We start from the raw sequence: 19,382 nt of genomic DNA on the forward strand, positions 1-19,382 counted from the left end.
TGTTGAATTAGCGACTTTTTATATAAATTGTTATCTATCTTTAACCTTGCACAATAACAACGTGCTATTCTATCGCCCAATAATTTAGATGAACGATGCTGGTTGTGGCTTTAATACGCTAGACGTTAACAAGCTTGAGTAGCAATCAGGGGATAACCATAATTACTATGGTGGAATTTGATTGAATGCCTGAAACGATTTTTACCTCTCACCCGATAAACTGGTTAGAAGAGGGCGACGAGAGTGTTCCTGAAAGTGTATTAGATTGGTTGCAAGAGCAAGGGTCGATGACCAAGCGGTTTGAGCAGCATAGTCAGAAAGTGACGGTAATACCTTATTTAGAACGCTATATCTCACTGGATATGCTCACCGCCGACGAACAAAAATGCTTACCAATTAGTGAGCGTTATTGGCTACGGGAAGTGATTATGTATGGGGATAATATCCCTTGGTTGATTGGCAGAACGCTGATCCCAGAAGAGACGCTCACTGATAATGACAAAAAATTAGTGGATATTGGGCGTGTCCCATTAGGGCGCTACCTCTTTAGTCATGAAAACCTAACCCGAGATTATATTGAAATGGGATCCAGCGCTGACCGCTGGGTACGCCGCTCCCTACTTAGATTGTCCCAAAAACCATTATTATTAACCGAAATATTTTTACCTGAATCACCTGCATATAGATAACTATCTAACATAATTCAAATAACGTTTATGGGTAAAATAGAAGCATAAAGGAGCACGATAACGTGGAGGGAAGTATGGCGCTAAGTAAATGGCATGCATACAGCCGTTTAATGCGTATTGATAGACCTATTGGCTCACTGTTATTACTGTGGCCAACCTATTGGGCGCTGTGGATTGCCGCCCAAGGCACGCCAAGTTTGCATATTCTGATTGTCTTTACGGCCGGTGTATTTTTAATGCGTGCCGCAGGCTGTGTTATCAATGACTTTGCTGATCGTAATTTCGATGGGCATGTAGAAAGAACTAAACACCGACCACTGCCTAGCGGTGATGTTACGGAAAAAGAAGCAAAAATTCTATTTGCTGCGTTGGTAGGGCTCTCTTTCTTATTGGTATTGAGTCTGAATACCATGACCATCTGGTTATCGGTCGCAGGCTTAGCGCTAGCGTGGATCTACCCGTTTGTGAAACGTGTGAGCCATTTGCCTCAAGTAGTCTTGGGCGCTGCATTTGGCTGGTCAATCCCGATGGGATTCTCAGCAGTTAGTGAGTCCTTACCACTAGTTTGTTGGTTACTGTTTTTAGTGAATATCATCTGGTCAGTGATTTATGACACGCAGTATGCCATGGTCGATCGTAACGATGATTTAAAAATTGGCGTGAAATCAACGGCGATTCTGTTCGGTCAATATGACAAGCTGATTATTGGTTTGCTGCAAATTGTGATGGTTGGCTTGCTGGTGGTGATTGGCTCATTAGCTAACTTAGGCATGGTTTATTATGGTTCGTTAGTGCTAGCCGCTGCGCTGTTTGTTTATCAACAGCAATTGATGGTGAACCGAGAACGAGCACCGTGTTTCAAAGCGTTTATGAATAATAACTATGTTGGCTTTATTCTGTTTATCGGTATGGTGATTAGTTATTTTTAACCGCTAAAACGGGATAAGAAAAAGGGTAATGCAGATGCATTACCCTTTTTTATTGCTGAATATCATTGAGTTGCGATATTACTCTTGCGAGGTTTCTGAGTTTTCATCAGCACTTTCCGGCGTATTTTTCGGCGCTGGTTTTGGTGCATAAAGTTCTTCAGTTTGGCTAACGCTCTCAATGGTCAGACGGATTTCCGGTGACATCAAGCGTGCAAGCACGGCGTACAAGTTCTTCGCATTCGTCGAGAAAATATCATTCTCGTTATTGTCGATATAGCCTTCTTCTTTGAGGGTATCGACCAGTGTTGAGAACACGGCTTTATCAAAGAATTCAGGGGCGTTAATACCGTGCAGAACGGACAGACGCTGCGCGAGCATACGACTCTCTTTCTCTAACGTATTGCGGCTGACTTCTGGGCTTGCATTGAGCAATGACAGTGTAATGGCGTAGCGTTGCAGTGTTTCACGAACACCAGCTGCCAGTAGCTGTAACGGACGGATACGGCGAGGATTTAACACCACCATATTCTCATCTTTCAAGCAGATCAGTTGTTGGTTATTCAGCTCATCAATCAATGTATCCACTGTTTCCGTAAGCGCATTTGCGTCATAACGCATAAACAGCTCAGCTTTCAGGAATGGATAAATCAGCGCAACTTGCTGGTGGATTGCATCACGGCTAATGCGCTCATGGTGCAGCACAATGCTGGCGATAAGCGAAGGCAGAACCAGTAAGTGATGAATATTGTTACGGTAATAGGTCATTAAGACGGCATTTTCGCGTGGCAGAATAATAATATCCCCCATGCTGTCTTTTTCGACTTCAAACTTGTTCATCTGCAAAGCGTGTTCAAGCAGCTCTTCAGCCGTTTTGTTCGGCGTAGTTGCATCGGCAGTGTAAGGTACATTGCGCAGTAGCTGTAGATAGCACTCGATTTGTTCAAGCAGTTGTTCACGGGTGAGCGAGCGCTGACGTGAAGCCAACAATGCCGTTGAACATAGGTTAATCGCGTTGGCAGCTGCCGCATTATTGATATTCACCATAATGTTATCGGCTAAGCTGCTGACGGTTGGGTTTAACCAGCTCGGGCGCTGTGGTTCAATCGGGTCGATAGATTCACGCCAATTTGGTACGCGGTTATTTAAGTACTGGGTCAGTGAAATTGGTTGCCCAAAGTTCACATAACCTTGACCCAAATTACGTAGTTTACGCAGACCACGTACCATGGAGAAGAAGCCTTCTTTCTCTTTCTCAGCGCCACGCAGCTCTTTTGCGTAAGTTCCTACTTCCATCACATGCTCGTAACCAATATAGATAGGAACGATGGTGATAGGGCGGGAGTCTCCGCGTAGCATCGCTTGTAGGGTCATCGACAAGGTACCGGTTTTCGGTTCCAGTAAGCGACCTGTACGTGAACGACCTCCTTCCACAAAGTATTCAATCGAATAGCCGCGAGCAAATAGCTCACTGAGGTATTCGCGGAATACGGTGGAATAGAGTTTATTACCTTTGAACGTACGGCGAATAAAGAACGCGCCTAAACGGCGGAAAATAGGACCGGCTGGCCAAAAGTTAAGGTTAATACCCGCCGCAATGTGTGGTGGCACCAAGCCTTGGTGATAAAGCACATAAGAAAGCAGCAGGTAGTCCATATGGCTACGGTGAGAGGGCACATACACAATTTCGTGACCATCTTGCGCCAGCTGGCGAACGCGCTCAGCATGTTGAACATTGATCCCTTGGTATAAGCGGTTCCATGTCCAACCGAGTACACGGTCAGTCAGTCGCACTGCTTCATAAGAGAAGTTAGCAGCAATCTCTTCCATCATCGCCACGGCATTTTGCTGGGCTTTTTGTAATGGGATTTTTTTACTGCGCGCTTCGTCTTCAACGGCTTTTTCAATCGCTTTAGAGGATAGCAGCTTATTAAATAGCTCATAACGGGCAGGCAGTTTTGGCCCGACCGCAGCTAAACGCTGACGAGAGTAATGAATACGTGCTACGCGAGCAAGTTTGTTGGCAATGATGGTATCAGTGCCATGCTCTTGTGCCATCTGGCCAAGAGAAATGCTCGGAGAAAAACGCACAAAACTATCGCGCCCTAACCACAGGACTGCAAAGAATTTTTGCACACCGTTTAAGAGTTTTAGCGGGGCAGGCTTATGCCCTTCGCGACCCGGCGCACGTCCAAACATGACGGATGCAGGTAGCATTTGAATATCAAGATTTGGATTGTTTTTATGCAAATCCAGATACGCATGGAATATTTTTACTGACTCTTTACGTGGATCTGGGGAGTAGTAGCGGAACACGCGCGGACCATCATCAATAAACACATAGGCTGGAAGCTTGGTGCCATTGATGTCGTTATCCACGAGCGGATCAGGTAAACCAATCGCTAAGCATTGTTGGCGAAGCGTGAGCAGGTCGGACTTTGAGTGATATGGCAAGACGTACAGCGTTGGCTTGCCTGGGTCAAGCTGTAACTCTGTTATCGGGTCCGTTGGGATTAGTTTACTTTTTACCAATAATTTCAGTGGTAAATTCAACGTGTTGTAATATATTTTACGCCATAGTGACATAAATGATTATAGCCTCTTGTTAGTAATGCTGCGCAATCATATCAGAAAGCAATGTTTAGATCTGTTATCGATAATTCACTTTGACTGCAAAAGTTGATTATTGTTTAGAAATTAAGGAAAAAATATGGCAAGTCAAACTAAGGGACTCACTCGGGTCATCAAAGCGGCTGGATACTCCCTTAAAGGTTTAAAAGCAGCATGGGTAAATGAAGCTGCATTTCGTCAAGAAGCGATTGCTGCTATCATTGCGATAATTATAGCTTTTTGCTTGGATATTAGCCAAATTGACAGGATTTTGTTGATTGGTTCAGTTGTGTTAGTCGCTATTGTTGAGTTAATTAACAGTGCAATTGAGGCGGTTGTTGATCGTATTGGCAGTGAATACCATGAATTATCTGGGCGAGCGAAAGATATCGGCTCCGCAGCCGTGTTCGTCACGATAGGATTGGCACTGTTTATCTGGGGAACCGTATTATGGGCGCGTTATTTTGCGGTTTAGTGGGCTAAAAACAGTAAAAGCGATAAAAAGCCAGAAATTCATCAACAAAAGCAGATTTTGGCTAATTTAACAGTTCCCAATACCCATTTACCTGTATATACTCACAGTCTGACTGTATAAACAAACAGGGGAATGGGATGAAAGCACTGACAGCTCGACAACAGCAAGTTTACGATCTGGTGCGTGACCACATTTCGCAAACGGGCATGCCACCAACACGCGCTGAGATAGCAGCAAGTTTGGGTTTTCGTTCGCCTAATGCGGCAGAAGAACATTTAAAAGCCTTAGCTCGTAAAGGGGTAATTGAAATTGTTTCTGGAGCTTCCAGAGGCATTCGTCTGTTGTTAGAAGAAGAATCCGAAGATTTAGGGCTTCCTCTGATTGGACGTGTTGCTGCCGGCGAACCATTGCTTGCGCAAGAACATATTGAAAGCCATTACCAAGTTGACCCAGAATTATTTAAACCACACGCAGATTTTTTATTACGCGTAAATGGTATGTCGATGAAAGATATCGGTATTATGGATGGTGATTTACTTGCGGTACATAAAACGCAGAATGTCCATAATGGGCAAATTGTTGTGGCGCGTATCGAAGATGAAGTCACGGTTAAACGCTTTAAGCAACAAGGTAATCGCGTTGAACTTATTGCTGAAAACGCTGATTTTGCACCAATCGTGGTTGATTTGCGCGAACAGAATTTTACCATTGAAGGCCTGGCTGTTGGGGTTATCCGTAACAGTGATTGGCATTGATGATGAGATATTGAGTCTGGCAGCAGACTCAATATCTCTATTTTTTGAATAGCCTTTCTTTATATAGCTATTTTCATACTGTTTTTCTTTATATAGCCATCTTCCATGTTGCTATATAGCTTCCTTTATTTTACTTCCTGTAGACCACTTATTCTATATCACTTCTTTTTTGAACTGACCGTGGCGTGATGGTTATGCTCACAGTGTTCATGATCTTGGCAATTGGAAATCTCAAAACATTTTTGACATAAACCATGGTTTTCTACCACCGTATGCCTGAGATGAAAATGATTTTCTTCCGCTAGTGTGCTAATCGCTTGTTCGATAGTCGTGCAGTCACTTTCGGTCACATTGCCACAATTATCGCAAATCAACATCACTGAAATATGGCTTGGATTATCCACATGGTGACAAACCACATAGCTGTTTGTGGATTCAATTTTATGAATAAATCCTTGTTCCATGAGGAACTCTAAACCGCGATAAACGGTAGGGGGTTTAGCCTGAGGCTCTATTTCACGCAGTAAATCTAGTAGATCATAAGCACTGATCGCACCGTGTTGCTGCGCAATTAATCGCAGAACAGTCTCTCTTTGTGGGGTCAAACGCACGCCTCGAGACTGACAAATACGTTCGGCCGTCGTAAGCAGCATGTCTTCACTGATTGTTTTCATCTTGTTTGGCCCCACCTAGATAGCTTCAAGTTTTTATTACTGTTTAGTTTACCATAACTTCCATTTCTGTTGTGTTTGAAATGGTGGTGATGAAATAAACAATTTTTTACTAAATTGAATACGCAATTTTAACTTTAATAAAGGCAACATTAATAAAAAATGAACTCCTTATTTAAGAGATGGTTTTTTCTATTTTAAATAAATCATTAATTGCTACATTTTAGTTAATCATTGGGTGTTAAATTTAACCAAATAAAAACAATTATTGAAATTCATTGTTACTATTTAGCGTTGATTTTAATTAAGACTTATCTTACCCCTTGTTTCTTATGTAGCGATTACTGACGCGAAAAAGACACTGGATAGATGTTAAATCTAATAAATTTACATCTGTTCGGTTTATTAAGTTGTATTTAAATATAAATATAGATTTTTATATTTATAGGTTTTTTGCAATATTTAGACATTTTTATAAATGCAAAATGAAGTCTTCATATAAATCTTTCTAAGTAATTCATCATTTCTTTAGATTTAATTACTCATTCAGTGGATAAAAGTTGTCTTTGTGCATTTTGTCGATATAAAAAACCAAGTCAACGCTTCATTTGGGTGGTTTTTGACAACATATGTCACGTATGTAGAATTGACATCAGAAAATATCACAAGGTAGTTATCAGAATTCATTTAGTGTTCTATATCAATTTTAATTAATTAATGAATGACTCAGTAATTAATTTAGAAGTGAGAATGTTGGCTTAATGATTTCTGTTTTTTAAATCACATAAATGAGATGGAGCTCGTTTATATAAAAAAATCTCTAACCTGAATGAAATTCATCAAGTAGGAAAGCTAGAGGAATTTTCAAGGGTGCACTGATTAAGTAAATAGACTTAATTTTGCATCAGTGGAAACAGGAAAGAGAAAAAGAGAAATAGCAGTTCCTACTCATTTAAAGGAAAACTTTTATGAAACTGAATAAATTAGCATTAACTCTAGCTTTAGGTTTAGGTGTTGGCGTTTCAGGTGTTGCTTTAGCTGCTGATCCAGTAGAAAGCTCACAAGGTGAAATCCGTTTTACTGGTTTCATTAACGACGTTCCATGTTCAATCGATGCTGACAACCTGAAGCAATTAGTTGAATTCGGCGAAATCGCGTTACACGAACTGACTTCTAACCAATTCCGTTCAGACAGTAAAGCGTTCGATATCGTTCTGAAAAACTGCTCTACTGAAACTTACAAAAACGCAAAAATCACATTTACTGGTTCTACAGTAAACGGTTTCCAAGGCTTCACTGGTGACTTACTGGGCTTAGGCGGTAAAGTTAAAAACGCTGGTATCGTAATCACTAACGGCGCTGACAAAATCGTTGAATTCGGTAAAGCATTCCCAGGTACTGGTGACGGCTACGCGTTAAACAATGGTGACGGTTCACAAACTACTCTGCACTTCGCAGCGTACGTTAAAGGTAACGAAGATCCAACTCAAAAAGCTACTACAGGTCGTTTTGACACTGTAGCTAACTTCAAAATTGTTTACCAATAATAGTCAGTTCCTATAGAGAACAATATGGCGTAGTCATACGCCATATTTCTTATATCGTCTTCACTGTATTTGTTTGTATAGGCGCATAGTTAATGAAAAGCATGAAGCTAAATCTAATTACAAAATTAATGCTTTTAATGTTAACGCCAATGGTTGCATTCTCTGAAGAGGCCGTTGATTTTAACACCGACTTCATTGATTCTGAAGGTAAAGAAAACGTCGACTTCAGTAAGTTCTCTCATGCCAACTATGTCCCTCCTGGGGATTACTCTTTAGCGATTGAAGTTAACCGCGCTAAAGTTTCTATGGAACAACCTATCACCTTTTTTAATCCTAATTACGACGACAAAGTTTCGTTGGCATGTATCACGCCTGAAATTTATGCATTATTGGGATTAAAAAAGGAGTGGAATAGCCAAGTCAAATGGCTAGATGATGGAAAATGTTTGGATATTCGCTCAGTTCCGGATATGACCATTCAAGGGGATTTGGCAAAGAACGTTGTACAGTTCAATATTCCTCAGGCCTACATGGAGTACTCAGACCCTGATTGGGACCCACCATCTCGTTGGGATGACGGGATTATGGGTGCATTTATTGACTATAACGCGACAGGACGCGTTGTTAATAGACAAACCGGCGATAAAGGAACGAAATCAGGTCTGACGGCCACAGGGACAATGGGTGCAAACTTCGGTGCATGGCGTTTGCGTGCCGATTGGCAAACTCAAAACGGTGAGCTGAATAAAGGTAGTAAATCATGGTCTTGGAACCAATTATACGCCTATAGAGCGATTCGTTCACTGAGTGCGCGTTTGACGATCGGGGAGCAATATTTAGCGTCAAACCTGTTTGACAGTATTCGTTATCTTGGTGCGAGTTTAGAAACCAACGAATCCATGCTGCCACCTCGCTTACAAGGCTATGCGCCTGAAATTGCGGGTGTTGCAAAAACGAATGCGACAGTCATGGTAAAACAAGATGGTCGTATTATTTATCAAACAGAAGTTAGCCCTGGTCCATTCCGTATTCAGGATGTGAACTCATTCGGTGGCGGTACGCTGGATGTAGTGATTCAAGAGCAAGATGGCACAACAAGCAGCTATCGAGTGGAAACCTCTCGACTGGGTACGTTGACACGCCCTGGTCAGCTGATTTATCAATTTGTGATGGGTAAACCGACAAAAGATGACCATGATACTCAAGGCCCTGCATTTAGCATGGGATCGCTCTCTTGGGGGGCGACAAACAATATCACGGTTTATGGTGGTTTACAGGCATCATCTGAATATCAAAACGTTGCATTTGGTTTAGGTCGTGACTTTGCGCCATTTGGTGTTTTATCGGGAAACATCAACATTTCTCGCGCGCAAATGGGGCGACTGGATGACAATGAAACGTTAACCGGTAACTCTTATAACCTGACGTATTCTAAGCAGTTTGATGAAATTAACAGCCAGATTACGTTTGCGGGTTATCGATTCTCTGAACGAAATTATATGTCAATGAGTCAGTTTATTGACCGTCGCTATAAAGGCGATAAGGTCGATAGCGGTAAAGAACTTTATACCATTATTTTTGGTACGGCGTTCCCGGATTATAACGCCAATATGTATTTGAACTATTCGCACCAAACCTATTGGAATAGAGCATCAACCAACCAGTATAACTTTACGCTTTCAAACTATTTTGATATTGGCAAAGTAAAAAATATCAGCCTGAGTTTAACAGCTTATAAAACGAAATCACGTGACCGTGATGATGATGGCGTTTATTTAAACCTCATGATCCCATTAAATAAAAATGAGTCGAGCATAAGTTATTCCAGTTCCTTTTCTGGGGGGAATAACTCTAATAACGTTAACTATTATAGCCGAATTGATAATCGCTCTTCTTACTCTGTATCTGCAGGTAACTGGGATAAAGATAAAGTCACGACCGCGGGTACATATAGTTACGATGGCGATAGAAGCCAGCTGAATTTGAGTGGTACCTATATTCAGGATAACCAAACCGCCGTTTCTATGCAGTTAAAAGGCGGTATGACGATGACACCTGAAGGTGGCGCGATACACCGTAATAACTCAGTTCGTGGCGGATCCAGAATATTAGTCGATACTAATGGTGTCGCAGATGTACCCATCTTAAATGGAGTAACACCAATAAAAACTAACCGTTACGGTAAAGCGGTGGTCACCAGTGTGATGGACTATAACCGTAATAACTTAAATATTGATCTGAAAAATGTGCCGGATAATGCAGAAGCGCTGCAATCCACACAGTATGCAACTCTGACAGAAGGTGCCATTGGTTACCGTAAATTCAATGTCATCACGGGTGAAAAATTAATGGGAATTATCAGCTTAGCTGATGGAAGCTATCCACCATTTGGGGCTTCAGTGAAAAATGCGAAAAAAATAGAAGTCGGAATTATTTCAGATAAAGGTTTTGTTTACTTAGCGGGTGTTAACCCATCAGAGTCGCTTGATGTGACATGGGGTGATGATACTTCATGCCATATTCAACTGCCTGAAAAATTAGATAGCAACATGGAGCATGATGTTTTACTGCCATGTAAATAATTAAAAAAAAATTTTTAACGTCAACGGTGAATATATGAATTTATTAACTAAACGCAATGCGGTCGCTATTTTAAGTGCCTCATTATTGGCTCAATCAGCTTATGCAGCCATTGCTATTGATAGAACTCGTGTGATTTACAACGAGGGCGATAAATCAGTGAGCGTAGGTTTAAGTAATGAACACAAAACCAGCCCTTATTTGGCGCAAGCATGGATAGAAAATGATAAAGATGAAAAAGTAAATTCACCTTTTATTGTGACTCCGCCAGTACACCGACTTGAGGCGGATTCAAAAAGCCAAATTAAAATTCAGTCTGTACCTGCTATCGCTAAATTACCGAAAGATCAGGAAAGCGTTTATTACCTAAACGTGCGAGAAATACCACCGCGCAGTGAGAAAGCCAATGTATTACAAATTGCGTTACAAACAAAAATTAAACTGTTCTATCGTCCCGCTGCGATTGCAACGAAAGATAGAATGGAAACTATTCCTCAAGAAAACGATATTAAACTGGTGAAACAGGGTAGTGGATATGTCGTTAAAAACCCAACCCCTTACTTCCTATCAGTCACTAAACTCAGCAAAGGTAAGACAGAAGTTGCCGATTTTGAACCTATTATGGTTCCACCACGTGGTGAAACTAGCTTAGGAAAAAATACAGGGGATATCGGGGCATCACCAACCTTAGTATATCTCAACGATTTTGGCGGTACGATTGACTTGAAATTTAACTGCAGCGCGGTTGAGTGTTCTGTCGTACCTAGAAAATAAGGTCTACCGCTATGATGTCTATTAAAAATTTAGCCAAGGTATTATTGATATCATCGACTCTTTTTACGTCAGGTGCCCTTGGATTTTCAGGCTACCTGTATGTAGAAATTAAAGGTGTCGTCTTATCCAAACCCTGCCAGATTAATAATGGACAAGCCATAGAAGTCGATTTTGGCGATGTCATGACAACGCGTATTGAAGGTGAAGTGTATAAACAGCCAATGGACTACACCATTACCTGTAAAGACGGCGTTCAGCCAAAATTGAATATGTATATTGACGGCACGCCCGCTGCATTTGACCAGCGGGTGCTTAAAACGAGTGTCGATAATCTCGGTGTCCTTTTTAAGGCGGATACCAGCGATTTCCCATTAAAAACTAGGCGTGCCTTTAACTTTGCATCACCGACTAAATTATTTGCGGTGTTGGTGAAGAAAAGCGGTACTGATTTGCCAGCGAAAGCCTTCACGGCTAATGCGACACTCAAAGTTGAGTATCAATAAGGGTGATAAACATGCGGGACATTTATAAGCTTATTGGGGTGTTTTTACTGTTTATCTTATTTCCTTTCTCTTCAATGGCGAGAGATAACGAAACAGACATTCTGATTAAAGGTAATTTAATCACGCCGCCACCGTGCCATATTGATAATGGTAAAGATATTGAAGTGGAGTTTGGTAACGTTTCCATTAAATCCATTCAAGGTAATGCTCAAAAAAGACAAGTGAATTACCAAATCCAGTGTGAAGAAAACAAGAACAACTGGGCCATGTATTTAACATTAAATGGCGCAAAAAGTGCATTTGATACTAATGGGTTGAATACAGGAATTACCAATCTTGCGGTTAAATTTCAACTGGGCGATCAAACTTTAGATTTAGGCAAAAAATATTTAATTAACCCAAGTAACCCTGGGGTACTTTGGGCTGTATTGGTTCGTGATGGTAATAAAGAGCTGAAAACGGGCGACTTTATTGCAAACGGAACCATGCTAGTGGAGTACCAATAATGAATAAGAAAATACGTTTTGGAATTTTATTTGCATTACTGGGAAACTTCGCTGTGGTAGCAACGATGCCTGCGCAAGCCGCGCAGAATAATATGAAAATCAAAGGGACGCTGGTGAACGCACCTTGTGTGGTGTTACCAGAAAATTCAAAGGTTGAAGTCGATTTTGGTGATATCCGACTGTTGGATATCTATGAGCCGGGATTTCAATTTCCGAATGAATCCTTCACGTTAGTGTTGTCAGATTGCGATTTGACCATTGCACAAAAGTTGAAAGTGAAATTCTCTGGAACTGAAAACTTATTGTTACCGGGTTCCCTTGCGTTGACGGGCAGTGATTTAAACCCTGGATTAGGTATTTTTATTGAGTTAACTGATGGAACCCCGATGAAAATTAACCAATTTTCATCGCTAATGCCGATCAGTAAAGCGGGTAAGAATGAATTACAGTTTAATTCATTTATCAAAGCGACATCGGATGTTGTGAATAATAAACAAGTGAAAGTCGGTAAAATATCAGCCACTGCAACATTTATATTTGAGTACGAGTAATTTTATTATCAAAGTTTATGGCTTTGATTTAATTAAGCTTTATTAAGTAAATAAAGAGAACTGAAATGGGAAAACGAATTCAAAGGTTATTTTTAATACCGTTGCTTTTTATAAGCTCTCTTGGTTATGGGTCGACATATTTTTCGTATGTTGAAGACATTGTCTCTTCAGGGAGTAGCCATACCTATTATTACCAATTTGACTATTGGAGAGCTAGCTCTCCTACGGAACCAAACCCATGTGTTTCTGTTCTGGGTTCTGGTGGCGCTAGGAACTGTTATTTTACGATTAACCATTTACATACAGCGCCAAATATTGGGGGAGCAGGGTCTCGTAAAGACTGGGAGTGTTCCATAAATTTCGCGACTTACCCGACGATGCAATCAATTATTGATGCAGCGCAAAATCAATGCGGTTTAAGTTTTCCTAAAAGAGGGGATAGTCGTCACTCCGGAGCGATTACAGCAGATGAGTGTGTCGGTATCTTTTTAGACACAAACCGCACTAGTAGTTCTGCGAAAATGCTACCCGGTGGGATCTGTGGTATTGCGCCACCACCTGCCGGTAAGTGCTATTTCAATTATGTTGCAAATAACCGAATGGAATTAGATCACGGTACATTGAACACTGGGGATCTGAATGGAAATACGCAGCGTGGATTCTTCTCGATTGTTTGTAACCAAAACATGCGAGTAAAAGTTTCTTCAAATATGTTGCAAGAGTATGTGAATTTACGTCCGAATGGTGAATTGATGTCACGAGTGACATTGAACGGTCAACCGGCTTGGTTTGGCACGATTATCAATGCAAGAGCAAATACGAATGAGCTTGTGACAGTAGAATCTGTATTGAAAACGAATGGTACGGTTGCAGCGGGTAACTTTAGTGGTGTAATTACACTGGTAATGACCATTCCATAATGTAAAGCGTTAAGAATTTTGTATTCGTCATTTTCCCATGTTGACGGTTTTGCCTACTTAAACGTAAATGTTGGTAGGCTTTTTTTTAATCTTTTTTATTTATTCTAAAATACGCATTTCTAATATAGAACTTATTAAGCTTTATGCTTATTCAACATAACAGGTGAAGGCAGAATAGGCCTCATCCTTCAAAATATAAACATTATCCTCCATTCTAGTCACATTTACATAATATTTTATTTTGTCTTTTTCCAATTGAATGAAATTGGTAAATACGTCATTAGGGGTGCTATCAGAGTTTGTCACTGATGAGGAATTCATCACGATTAAATAATTACCTTTTTTATCTACCGGTGTATAGGAAAAATAAATAGCACGATCTAATCGATAAATGGTTTCTTGGTTTTTTATATAACCATAAAAATTCATTCTGCCATTATGATTGTCTGAAACCTGTAATGACATTTTAGATTTAAGGATAATACCATCCGGTGTGCCATTTTCTTTTATCCAAACAATTTCAGAATGACAAAGTTTTACATCATCTTTATCTTTTGCAAAGGTAACATAAGTAATGGGGATAATAACCGCAGCTAGAGCCGCAGTAATAAGATACTTTTTCATTTAAATTCTCTGATCGTTAATAGAAACACAGTCAAACTTATTATTTTTTTCTTTACAAACGCTAATTGCAGCATTTTTATCGAATGAGTAAGAGGCATTGACATCTGAAAGAACAATAATTCGTTTTGGTTCTTCGCAGGCAATATTATATTTATCTAGCTTTTTATTAATAAAATTGAGATTGGTTTTTTTTGCCTGTTCATTCATTTTGATGGGAGATTGAAATACGCAATTATCTCGGCTTCCAAATGTTGTATAGCTATTCCTTTCATCATTATTTGGTTTTAGTGTATTGATAAATAAGTAAAATGATCCAATAAAGATGAATGAAATGATAGCGAATAAAAGCATCCTACCTTTTAGATTACTATTTTTAGTGGCAATGATTTCTGAAGTTGCAATGGGTTTCGTCTTTGAATTATCGGTGCTATTACTTATTGAAGTATTAAGTTCTAAAATTTCATTTTCACCCTCTGAAATAGCGACTTTTGTCAGTTCAGTATTTTGGGGTATTAGCAAATTCTTAGATGGGGTGACAAGTGTTTCTGTTATTCCATAATTATCTGAAGTGATAATTTCATTGGATACAGTTTGCTTGTTGTCATTATCCATTGCAATACTGGATAGATGACTATCAATTCTAAATCCTTTTTTGGGAACCGTAACAATTGTTTTTGGATCAATACCAACCAGCTCAAGCTTTTTCCTTATTTCGCTGATATAGGTGTTTAAATTATTATTTGATCCAACCAGACCATATTCTTCCCAAACATTTGTAAGAAGTTCGTCTCGAGTAGCAATACCTTTCTTTAAATTTAATAAAAGGATTTCACCAAATAATCGAGCGGCAGGTTTAGATAATTCAATATGTTGATCTGGATCATCTTTTAGAAAAATACGACTTGTCCTGTGCTCAAAAATAAACTTGTTATCGATTGTATAATCATGTTTTTCAATCATAGTTATCTTCTGCTCTCTGAAATTCAAATAATTCAATAGCTAAGCCACTATTAATTAGTGGCTTAATGTAATTTAAGTTAAATTTATTCTAGGGATTTATATATTTTTATTAATTTAATTATAGGTATAGTCTAAATAGGGATTGGAATAACTTCAAGTATTCGGAGATGAGCTTTTTTGCTGTAAATTAGCAAAAATATTGATTTGAATATCATATTGGAGTAATAAACTAAATAAAATATTATTGCTAGTTTATTATTATAAATATATTCGTTTTCGTTGTTATATCGGTAGATAAAACTAAATTTCTAGAGCGATAAGTAGAGTTATTTATAAGAATTATCCTAAGGGATTTCGCTTAATTCTATTTATAGGTCAAATTAACTGATAAGACAATTTATTTCTCAATTTATAAGGCAAGAAAGTAATATCTTGCCTTATAAAATTAAGTATTAGTATTTATATTCAATTCCTAGCCAATAGTTGCGACCTTCTTCTATATAGCCATCAGTATATTCATAAGACTTGTCGAACAGGTTGTTGACTGAGCTGTTCACAGATAGCCCATGCCCTAAGTCATAATCCACGCGGAGGTCAGTTTTGGCGAAGCCGCGTACCTTATCTTCACTGTCCACATAGTTAAATGCCCAGCTTCTGGCTTCTTCTGTAATCGTAATGCTCATTGGCTGATATGGGGTAAATTTCACCCAAGCAAACGCTTTGTGGGTCGGCAGCTCTGCAACATGGCGTACGCTATAGTGTTTCGGATCCGCGTGGATATAGCTGTAGTTCACACCTGCTTCCATCCAATCAGTGATTTGCCCTGTAGTGCCTAAATCCGTGCCGATATAATCCACTTTGCCGCTATTACGGTTTTGCAGTAATGCGCCACCTTTTTTATTTTCGCCTACATGGTGCGCCATAATGGCATCAGAAACGTGGTTATAGTAGGTGCTTGCGGTGTAGCTCCACACTGGAGTGAAATGTCCTTTATAAGTCAAATCAAAGGTTAGTGCACGCTCTGCATCTAAATGCGGGTTAATGAGGAATGAATCATCATTCTTCATTTTATTTTCGGTGTAGCGCTCTTTTTGTGTCGGGAATCGGCTTCTTTCGGATACAGAGAATTGAACGGTATCTTCATTTTCTAAATGGTAACGGGCCATCATTTCCCAGTTAAAGGCATGTTGGTTGTTATTGTCATAATGTTGAACGCCTTCCATTGCGCCGGTTTTTTTATTGTATACATAGCGTTTTCCATCATCACTATCACGCCAGTCATAGCCAATTCCGCCGATGATATCGAGCTTATCTGTCGCAACCCATTGGTATTCGGTAGAGACAGACCAGGTTTGATCTTTGTAACGGTCAAATGGGTTGGTTTTATTACTGCGAGAGCGGTGAACGTCTTCTTTCCAGTGTGCGGCAAATGACAGCATATCTAATTCACGTACAGTAAAGTCTGCACGCAAGTCTGCACCGTTGCTGTAGTCATCATAGCGGCTGTAGTTATAATTACCTTTTTGATAATCCTTGACGGATTTGTACTGGTGCAGCGTGTTTTTGAATGAATCGTGATAAACGCGGCTTTGCAGGGCAATACCGTCAGTGACTTGGGTGGTGCCATTAAAGTAGATGCTTTCTTTATCATAAGCTGGCCACTGCCAGATCTGCTGCTTATCAGAGTTGGCATTCGGCGCACTGTTTTTGTCACCATCTTGCTTAATATAAGTCACCACATACTCATCGGCTTCTCGTGGCGTCCAGCCCATTTTCAGCATCAAACGCTTATCATCGGTGGCGGAGTTAGTGCGGCGTCCATGCGTTCCCGCATACGGGTTATTATCATCAGAGCTAGGTAGACCCATAAAGCGCTGCTTATATTGGCTACCACTGACTTGAATAAAACCTAAATCATTGCGACCACCAAGGCGGGCGCTAACGTTATGGGCATTATCTGCACCACGCGCAAAGCCTTGGTTCAGGCTGATATTCGCTTCGAACGGTTTTTTTGGGGTCGCGGTGGTTAAGTTGATGGCACCGCCCATTAAGTTCGGACCTTGTAACAGGGACGTATACCCCGTAGAAAGCTCGACACTCGCCAGTTCACTGGTCATAAAACGCCCAAGGTCAAGGGTACCGTCATAAGGAACATAGGTCGGGATACCGTCGAAGAAAACGGGCACTTGGCGGCTGTCAAAGCCACGTACGTTGACTTGCGTTTCGTTACGGTTACCGGATTTTTGGATCGCCACGCCGGGTAGGGTGCTGAGAGCTTGAGCCACGTTGGTTTTATTGAGTTGCTTCATTTGCGACTCAGTGATCACGTTAGCATCAGCGGCGAGTGGGGTACTCCAGACTGACATCACATCGCGGCTCGCGTCAGCTTGTGCCTGATTATTCTCTGGAGAGGTCGTTGCTGCTTGCCCCTGTGTTGCGAATAACGCCATTCCTATCAAATAGGTAATTTGTTTTATTTTCATTATTAATAATTTCCAGTTAGTTTTTCCTGCGACTTATATCGATATATTTATTTTTATATAACGATGGGCGTCGCTTTTGCCATAAAACACCATCCCGCGGTGAGCCGCAGGATAAGGTTTTAAATCTCTATATTTGGGTCGTTAAGATTTAAATATCTGTACTTTGATGTCTCTCGGGTTTGCGTAATAGGGAGCTGAAGTGATCAACAGAGGAACACCCGCTTGGGCGAAACTTTCGATAGTTTGCAAGTTAACGCCACCGGCAATGGATAATCGGCAGCGGGATTTTTTCTCATTCACCAAGCGTTGTAATTGCTGAATCTGCTCCACAGGAAGTTTATCCAGCTGGACAATATCGGCGTTGGCATCAATGGCAAGCAGGGCTTGCTGATAATCATCGGCTTCAACGATGATCTGCTTCTCAGGCGCGGCCGCTCGTAACGTATCGACATGAGATTGCCAATCATCGGGATTTGTAAGGCAGTTGCGATGATTGGTAAACAGCAAGATAGTTTCTGCGCTGCCAGCACGATGGACAATGCCGCCACCAGCGAGGATCGCGGTTAACGCAAGGGGCTTGGTCGCGGGAATGGTTTTCCGTGTGCAAGCGAGCTGCCCATTAGGGTGATATTTTTTTAATATCGTGACCATTTGATGGGTGTAGTGACTGACGCCACCGCACCATTCAAGGACATTCTGGACTGCCTTCCACCCTTGATGCAGTGCTTCAACCGAGCCAGACGCGTTAATCAAGCGGCTTTGTGGCTCCACAATATCTCCGTCACGAAATAGGCATTCGCTGTGTATGCCCAGCTTTGTGAGCATACGCTGGGCGATATCCAACCCGCTGACGCAGCCGCCAAGCTTCGAGGTAAAGGTCATGGTGCCTTGCTGGGTGTGTAAGCCAAGGGCGCGGCTGGTGAGATCCCCATACTGGATATCGTCGAGAAGCAGCTGGTCAATTAGGGTGTCAGGCAAGTAAATCATAATGTCAGTTCCGCTTCATCCACCACATCCCATGAGACCATCGCCCAATCGCGGGATGGGAACGGCAGGGCTTTACCATCGGCGGTTTGTTTCTCGTAGTAAGCGCGCAGCTTTTCAGTTTCTTCTTCGGTGAGATCTTTGAGCGACCAGTTTACGCTGTCGATAAATGCATCCACGTTATCGAATCCACCTCGATTTGGACTTTTAATAAAGTCGACACGGGCATGGATCCCCATTTGATGCAGGACATTCACGGCATAGATATAGGTTGGCAGGCTAACCACTTCGCGCCCAATTTCACGGATAATTTTCTCATCAATAAATGTCGGGTTAACGGTGTGAGTGGTATACACGCGCAGGTTAGTTTGGCGGTTGAGTTTTAACATCGCAGCTTTTAAGTCATCCACGAGGGTAGAGCGGGAGGCCACCGAAATATCGGCTTTTGGTAAGTCGTCCCAGCTATCTTCCCACGCAAGGGTTTTAAATTGCGCATTGGTGACATTCATCTCTTTGGCGCGAATATTGGCCATTTCGAGCATACCTGCACTGTAGTCAATGCCGGTGACAGATTGAAATTGGTTAGCGAGATAAAGGCTAATAGAGCCAGGTCCACATCCCACATCCAGCAAGGTTTTTGCACCCGTAAAATCCATTAATTGGCGAAAGCGAATTAAATATGGGTCGTTCGGATTGGCACAGTTTTGCGCCATTTGGTGGGCTTTTTTATCCCAATGCTCTGGTTCTTTGCGTGTGCGTTGGGCTTGTTGCATATGCTGCTGATACATCGCGGCAAAATCGAGTTGGTGAATAAGCATGATCCC

Annotated in this window: 18 protein-coding genes; 11 read left to right on the forward strand and 7 right to left on the reverse strand. The window is 41.1% G+C overall.

From position 1 onward, the window contains the following. The first annotated feature begins 185 nt into the window (after positions 1–185). Both ubiC and ubiA read left to right on the forward strand, forming a co-directional pair. Positions 186–689, forward strand: coding sequence for a chorismate lyase (gene ubiC / locus ACIH2S_RS02050; RefSeq protein ID WP_036955412.1), 504 nt, complete (start codon positions 186–188; stop codon positions 687–689). A 74-nt stretch (positions 690–763) separates the two neighbouring features. Continuing rightward, positions 764–1,618, forward strand: a complete 855-nt coding sequence (gene ubiA / locus ACIH2S_RS02055; protein ID WP_036955408.1) for a 4-hydroxybenzoate octaprenyltransferase — start codon at positions 764–766, stop codon at positions 1,616–1,618. 78 nt (positions 1,619–1,696) lie between these two features. Here ubiA and plsB read toward each other — a convergent pair whose 3' ends face one another. Beyond that, positions 1,697–4,201 (reverse strand): glycerol-3-phosphate 1-O-acyltransferase PlsB, encoded by a 2,505-nt coding sequence (gene plsB, locus ACIH2S_RS02060; protein WP_430248003.1) that lies wholly within the window; start codon positions 4,199–4,201, stop codon positions 1,697–1,699. 124 nt (positions 4,202–4,325) lie between these two features. Here plsB and ACIH2S_RS02065 point away from each other — a divergent pair, with 124 nt between their 5' ends. Both ACIH2S_RS02065 and lexA read left to right on the forward strand, forming a co-directional pair. Then, positions 4,326–4,700: a diacylglycerol kinase gene (locus ACIH2S_RS02065; RefSeq protein WP_430248004.1), complete on the forward strand. Its 375-nt coding sequence runs from the start codon at positions 4,326–4,328 to the stop codon at positions 4,698–4,700. Positions 4,701–4,837: 137 nt separating this feature from the next. Then, positions 4,838–5,455, forward strand: coding sequence for a transcriptional repressor LexA (gene lexA, locus ACIH2S_RS02070; protein ID WP_108479281.1), 618 nt, complete (start codon positions 4,838–4,840; stop codon positions 5,453–5,455). Between the two features lie 158 nt (positions 5,456–5,613). Here the strand turns inward: lexA and zur are convergent, their stop codons facing one another. Continuing rightward, positions 5,614–6,129 (reverse strand): zinc uptake transcriptional repressor Zur, encoded by a 516-nt coding sequence (zur, locus tag ACIH2S_RS02075; protein ID WP_036955395.1) that lies wholly within the window; start codon positions 6,127–6,129, stop codon positions 5,614–5,616. A 965-nt stretch (positions 6,130–7,094) separates the two neighbouring features. Between zur and ACIH2S_RS02080 the strand changes: the two genes are divergently transcribed. The 7 genes from ACIH2S_RS02080 to ACIH2S_RS02110 all read left to right on the forward strand — a co-directional run bounded on the left by ACIH2S_RS02080 (position 7,095) and on the right by ACIH2S_RS02110 (position 13,507). Beyond that, entirely contained in the window at positions 7,095–7,673 is a 579-nt protein-coding gene (locus ACIH2S_RS02080; protein WP_036955392.1) for a fimbrial protein, read from the forward strand. A gap of 92 nt (positions 7,674–7,765) precedes the next feature. Beyond that, the gene (locus tag ACIH2S_RS02085; protein WP_036955388.1) at positions 7,766–10,255 is read left to right on the forward strand and encodes a fimbria/pilus outer membrane usher protein; all 2,490 of its coding nucleotides are present in this window, start codon (positions 7,766–7,768) and stop codon (positions 10,253–10,255) included. Between the two features lie 34 nt (positions 10,256–10,289). Then, positions 10,290–11,027 carry a fimbria/pilus periplasmic chaperone gene (locus tag ACIH2S_RS02090; protein WP_108479282.1) on the forward strand — a complete coding sequence of 246 codons (738 nt, stop codon included), beginning with the start codon at positions 10,290–10,292 and terminating at the stop codon, positions 11,025–11,027. Positions 11,028–11,038: 11 nt separating this feature from the next. Next, positions 11,039–11,530, forward strand: a complete 492-nt coding sequence (locus tag ACIH2S_RS02095) for a fimbrial protein (protein WP_036955381.1) — start codon at positions 11,039–11,041, stop codon at positions 11,528–11,530. Between the two features lie 11 nt (positions 11,531–11,541). Next, positions 11,542–12,036 (forward strand): fimbrial protein, encoded by a 495-nt coding sequence (locus tag ACIH2S_RS02100; protein ID WP_132497088.1) that lies wholly within the window; start codon positions 11,542–11,544, stop codon positions 12,034–12,036. Further along, positions 12,036–12,587 (forward strand): fimbrial protein, encoded by a 552-nt coding sequence (locus tag ACIH2S_RS02105; protein ID WP_132497089.1) that lies wholly within the window; start codon positions 12,036–12,038, stop codon positions 12,585–12,587. Before ACIH2S_RS02100 ends, ACIH2S_RS02105 begins: the two co-directional genes overlap by 1 nt. 65 nt (positions 12,588–12,652) lie before the next feature. Continuing rightward, a complete protein-coding gene (locus ACIH2S_RS02110; RefSeq protein ID WP_132497090.1) occupies positions 12,653–13,507 on the forward strand; it encodes a hypothetical protein in 855 nt (284 codons plus the stop codon). Between the two features lie 147 nt (positions 13,508–13,654). On the opposite strand, the gene ACIH2S_RS02115 is transcribed toward ACIH2S_RS02110, so the two are convergent. The 5 genes from ACIH2S_RS02115 to ACIH2S_RS02135 form a co-directional block, all read right to left on the reverse strand. Next, positions 13,655–14,131 carry a FidL-like protein gene (locus ACIH2S_RS02115; RefSeq protein WP_108479285.1) on the reverse strand — a complete coding sequence of 159 codons (477 nt, stop codon included), beginning with the start codon at positions 14,129–14,131 and terminating at the stop codon, positions 13,655–13,657. Further along, positions 14,132–15,091: a winged helix-turn-helix domain-containing protein gene (locus tag ACIH2S_RS02120; RefSeq protein WP_108479286.1), complete on the reverse strand. Its 960-nt coding sequence runs from the start codon at positions 15,089–15,091 to the stop codon at positions 14,132–14,134. It abuts the gene before it with no gap. Positions 15,092–15,543: 452 nt separating this feature from the next. Beyond that, complete coding sequence (locus ACIH2S_RS02125) at positions 15,544–17,574, reverse strand: TonB-dependent receptor plug domain-containing protein (RefSeq protein WP_349488181.1); 2,031 nt, start codon at positions 17,572–17,574, stop codon at positions 15,544–15,546. A gap of 141 nt (positions 17,575–17,715) precedes the next feature. Continuing rightward, positions 17,716–18,561: a ModD protein gene (gene modD / locus ACIH2S_RS02130; RefSeq protein WP_108479288.1), complete on the reverse strand. Its 846-nt coding sequence runs from the start codon at positions 18,559–18,561 to the stop codon at positions 17,716–17,718. Further along, on the reverse strand, positions 18,558–19,376 hold the full coding sequence (locus ACIH2S_RS02135) for a class I SAM-dependent methyltransferase (RefSeq protein ID WP_154634465.1): 819 nt from the start codon (positions 19,374–19,376) through the stop codon (positions 18,558–18,560). The genes modD and ACIH2S_RS02135 overlap by 4 nt, the downstream gene beginning before the upstream one ends. Between the last annotated feature and the right edge of the window lie 6 nt (positions 19,377–19,382).

The organism is Providencia lanzhouensis, assembly GCF_050469745.1.
GTDB lineage: Bacteria > Pseudomonadota > Gammaproteobacteria > Enterobacterales > Enterobacteriaceae > Providencia > Providencia lanzhouensis.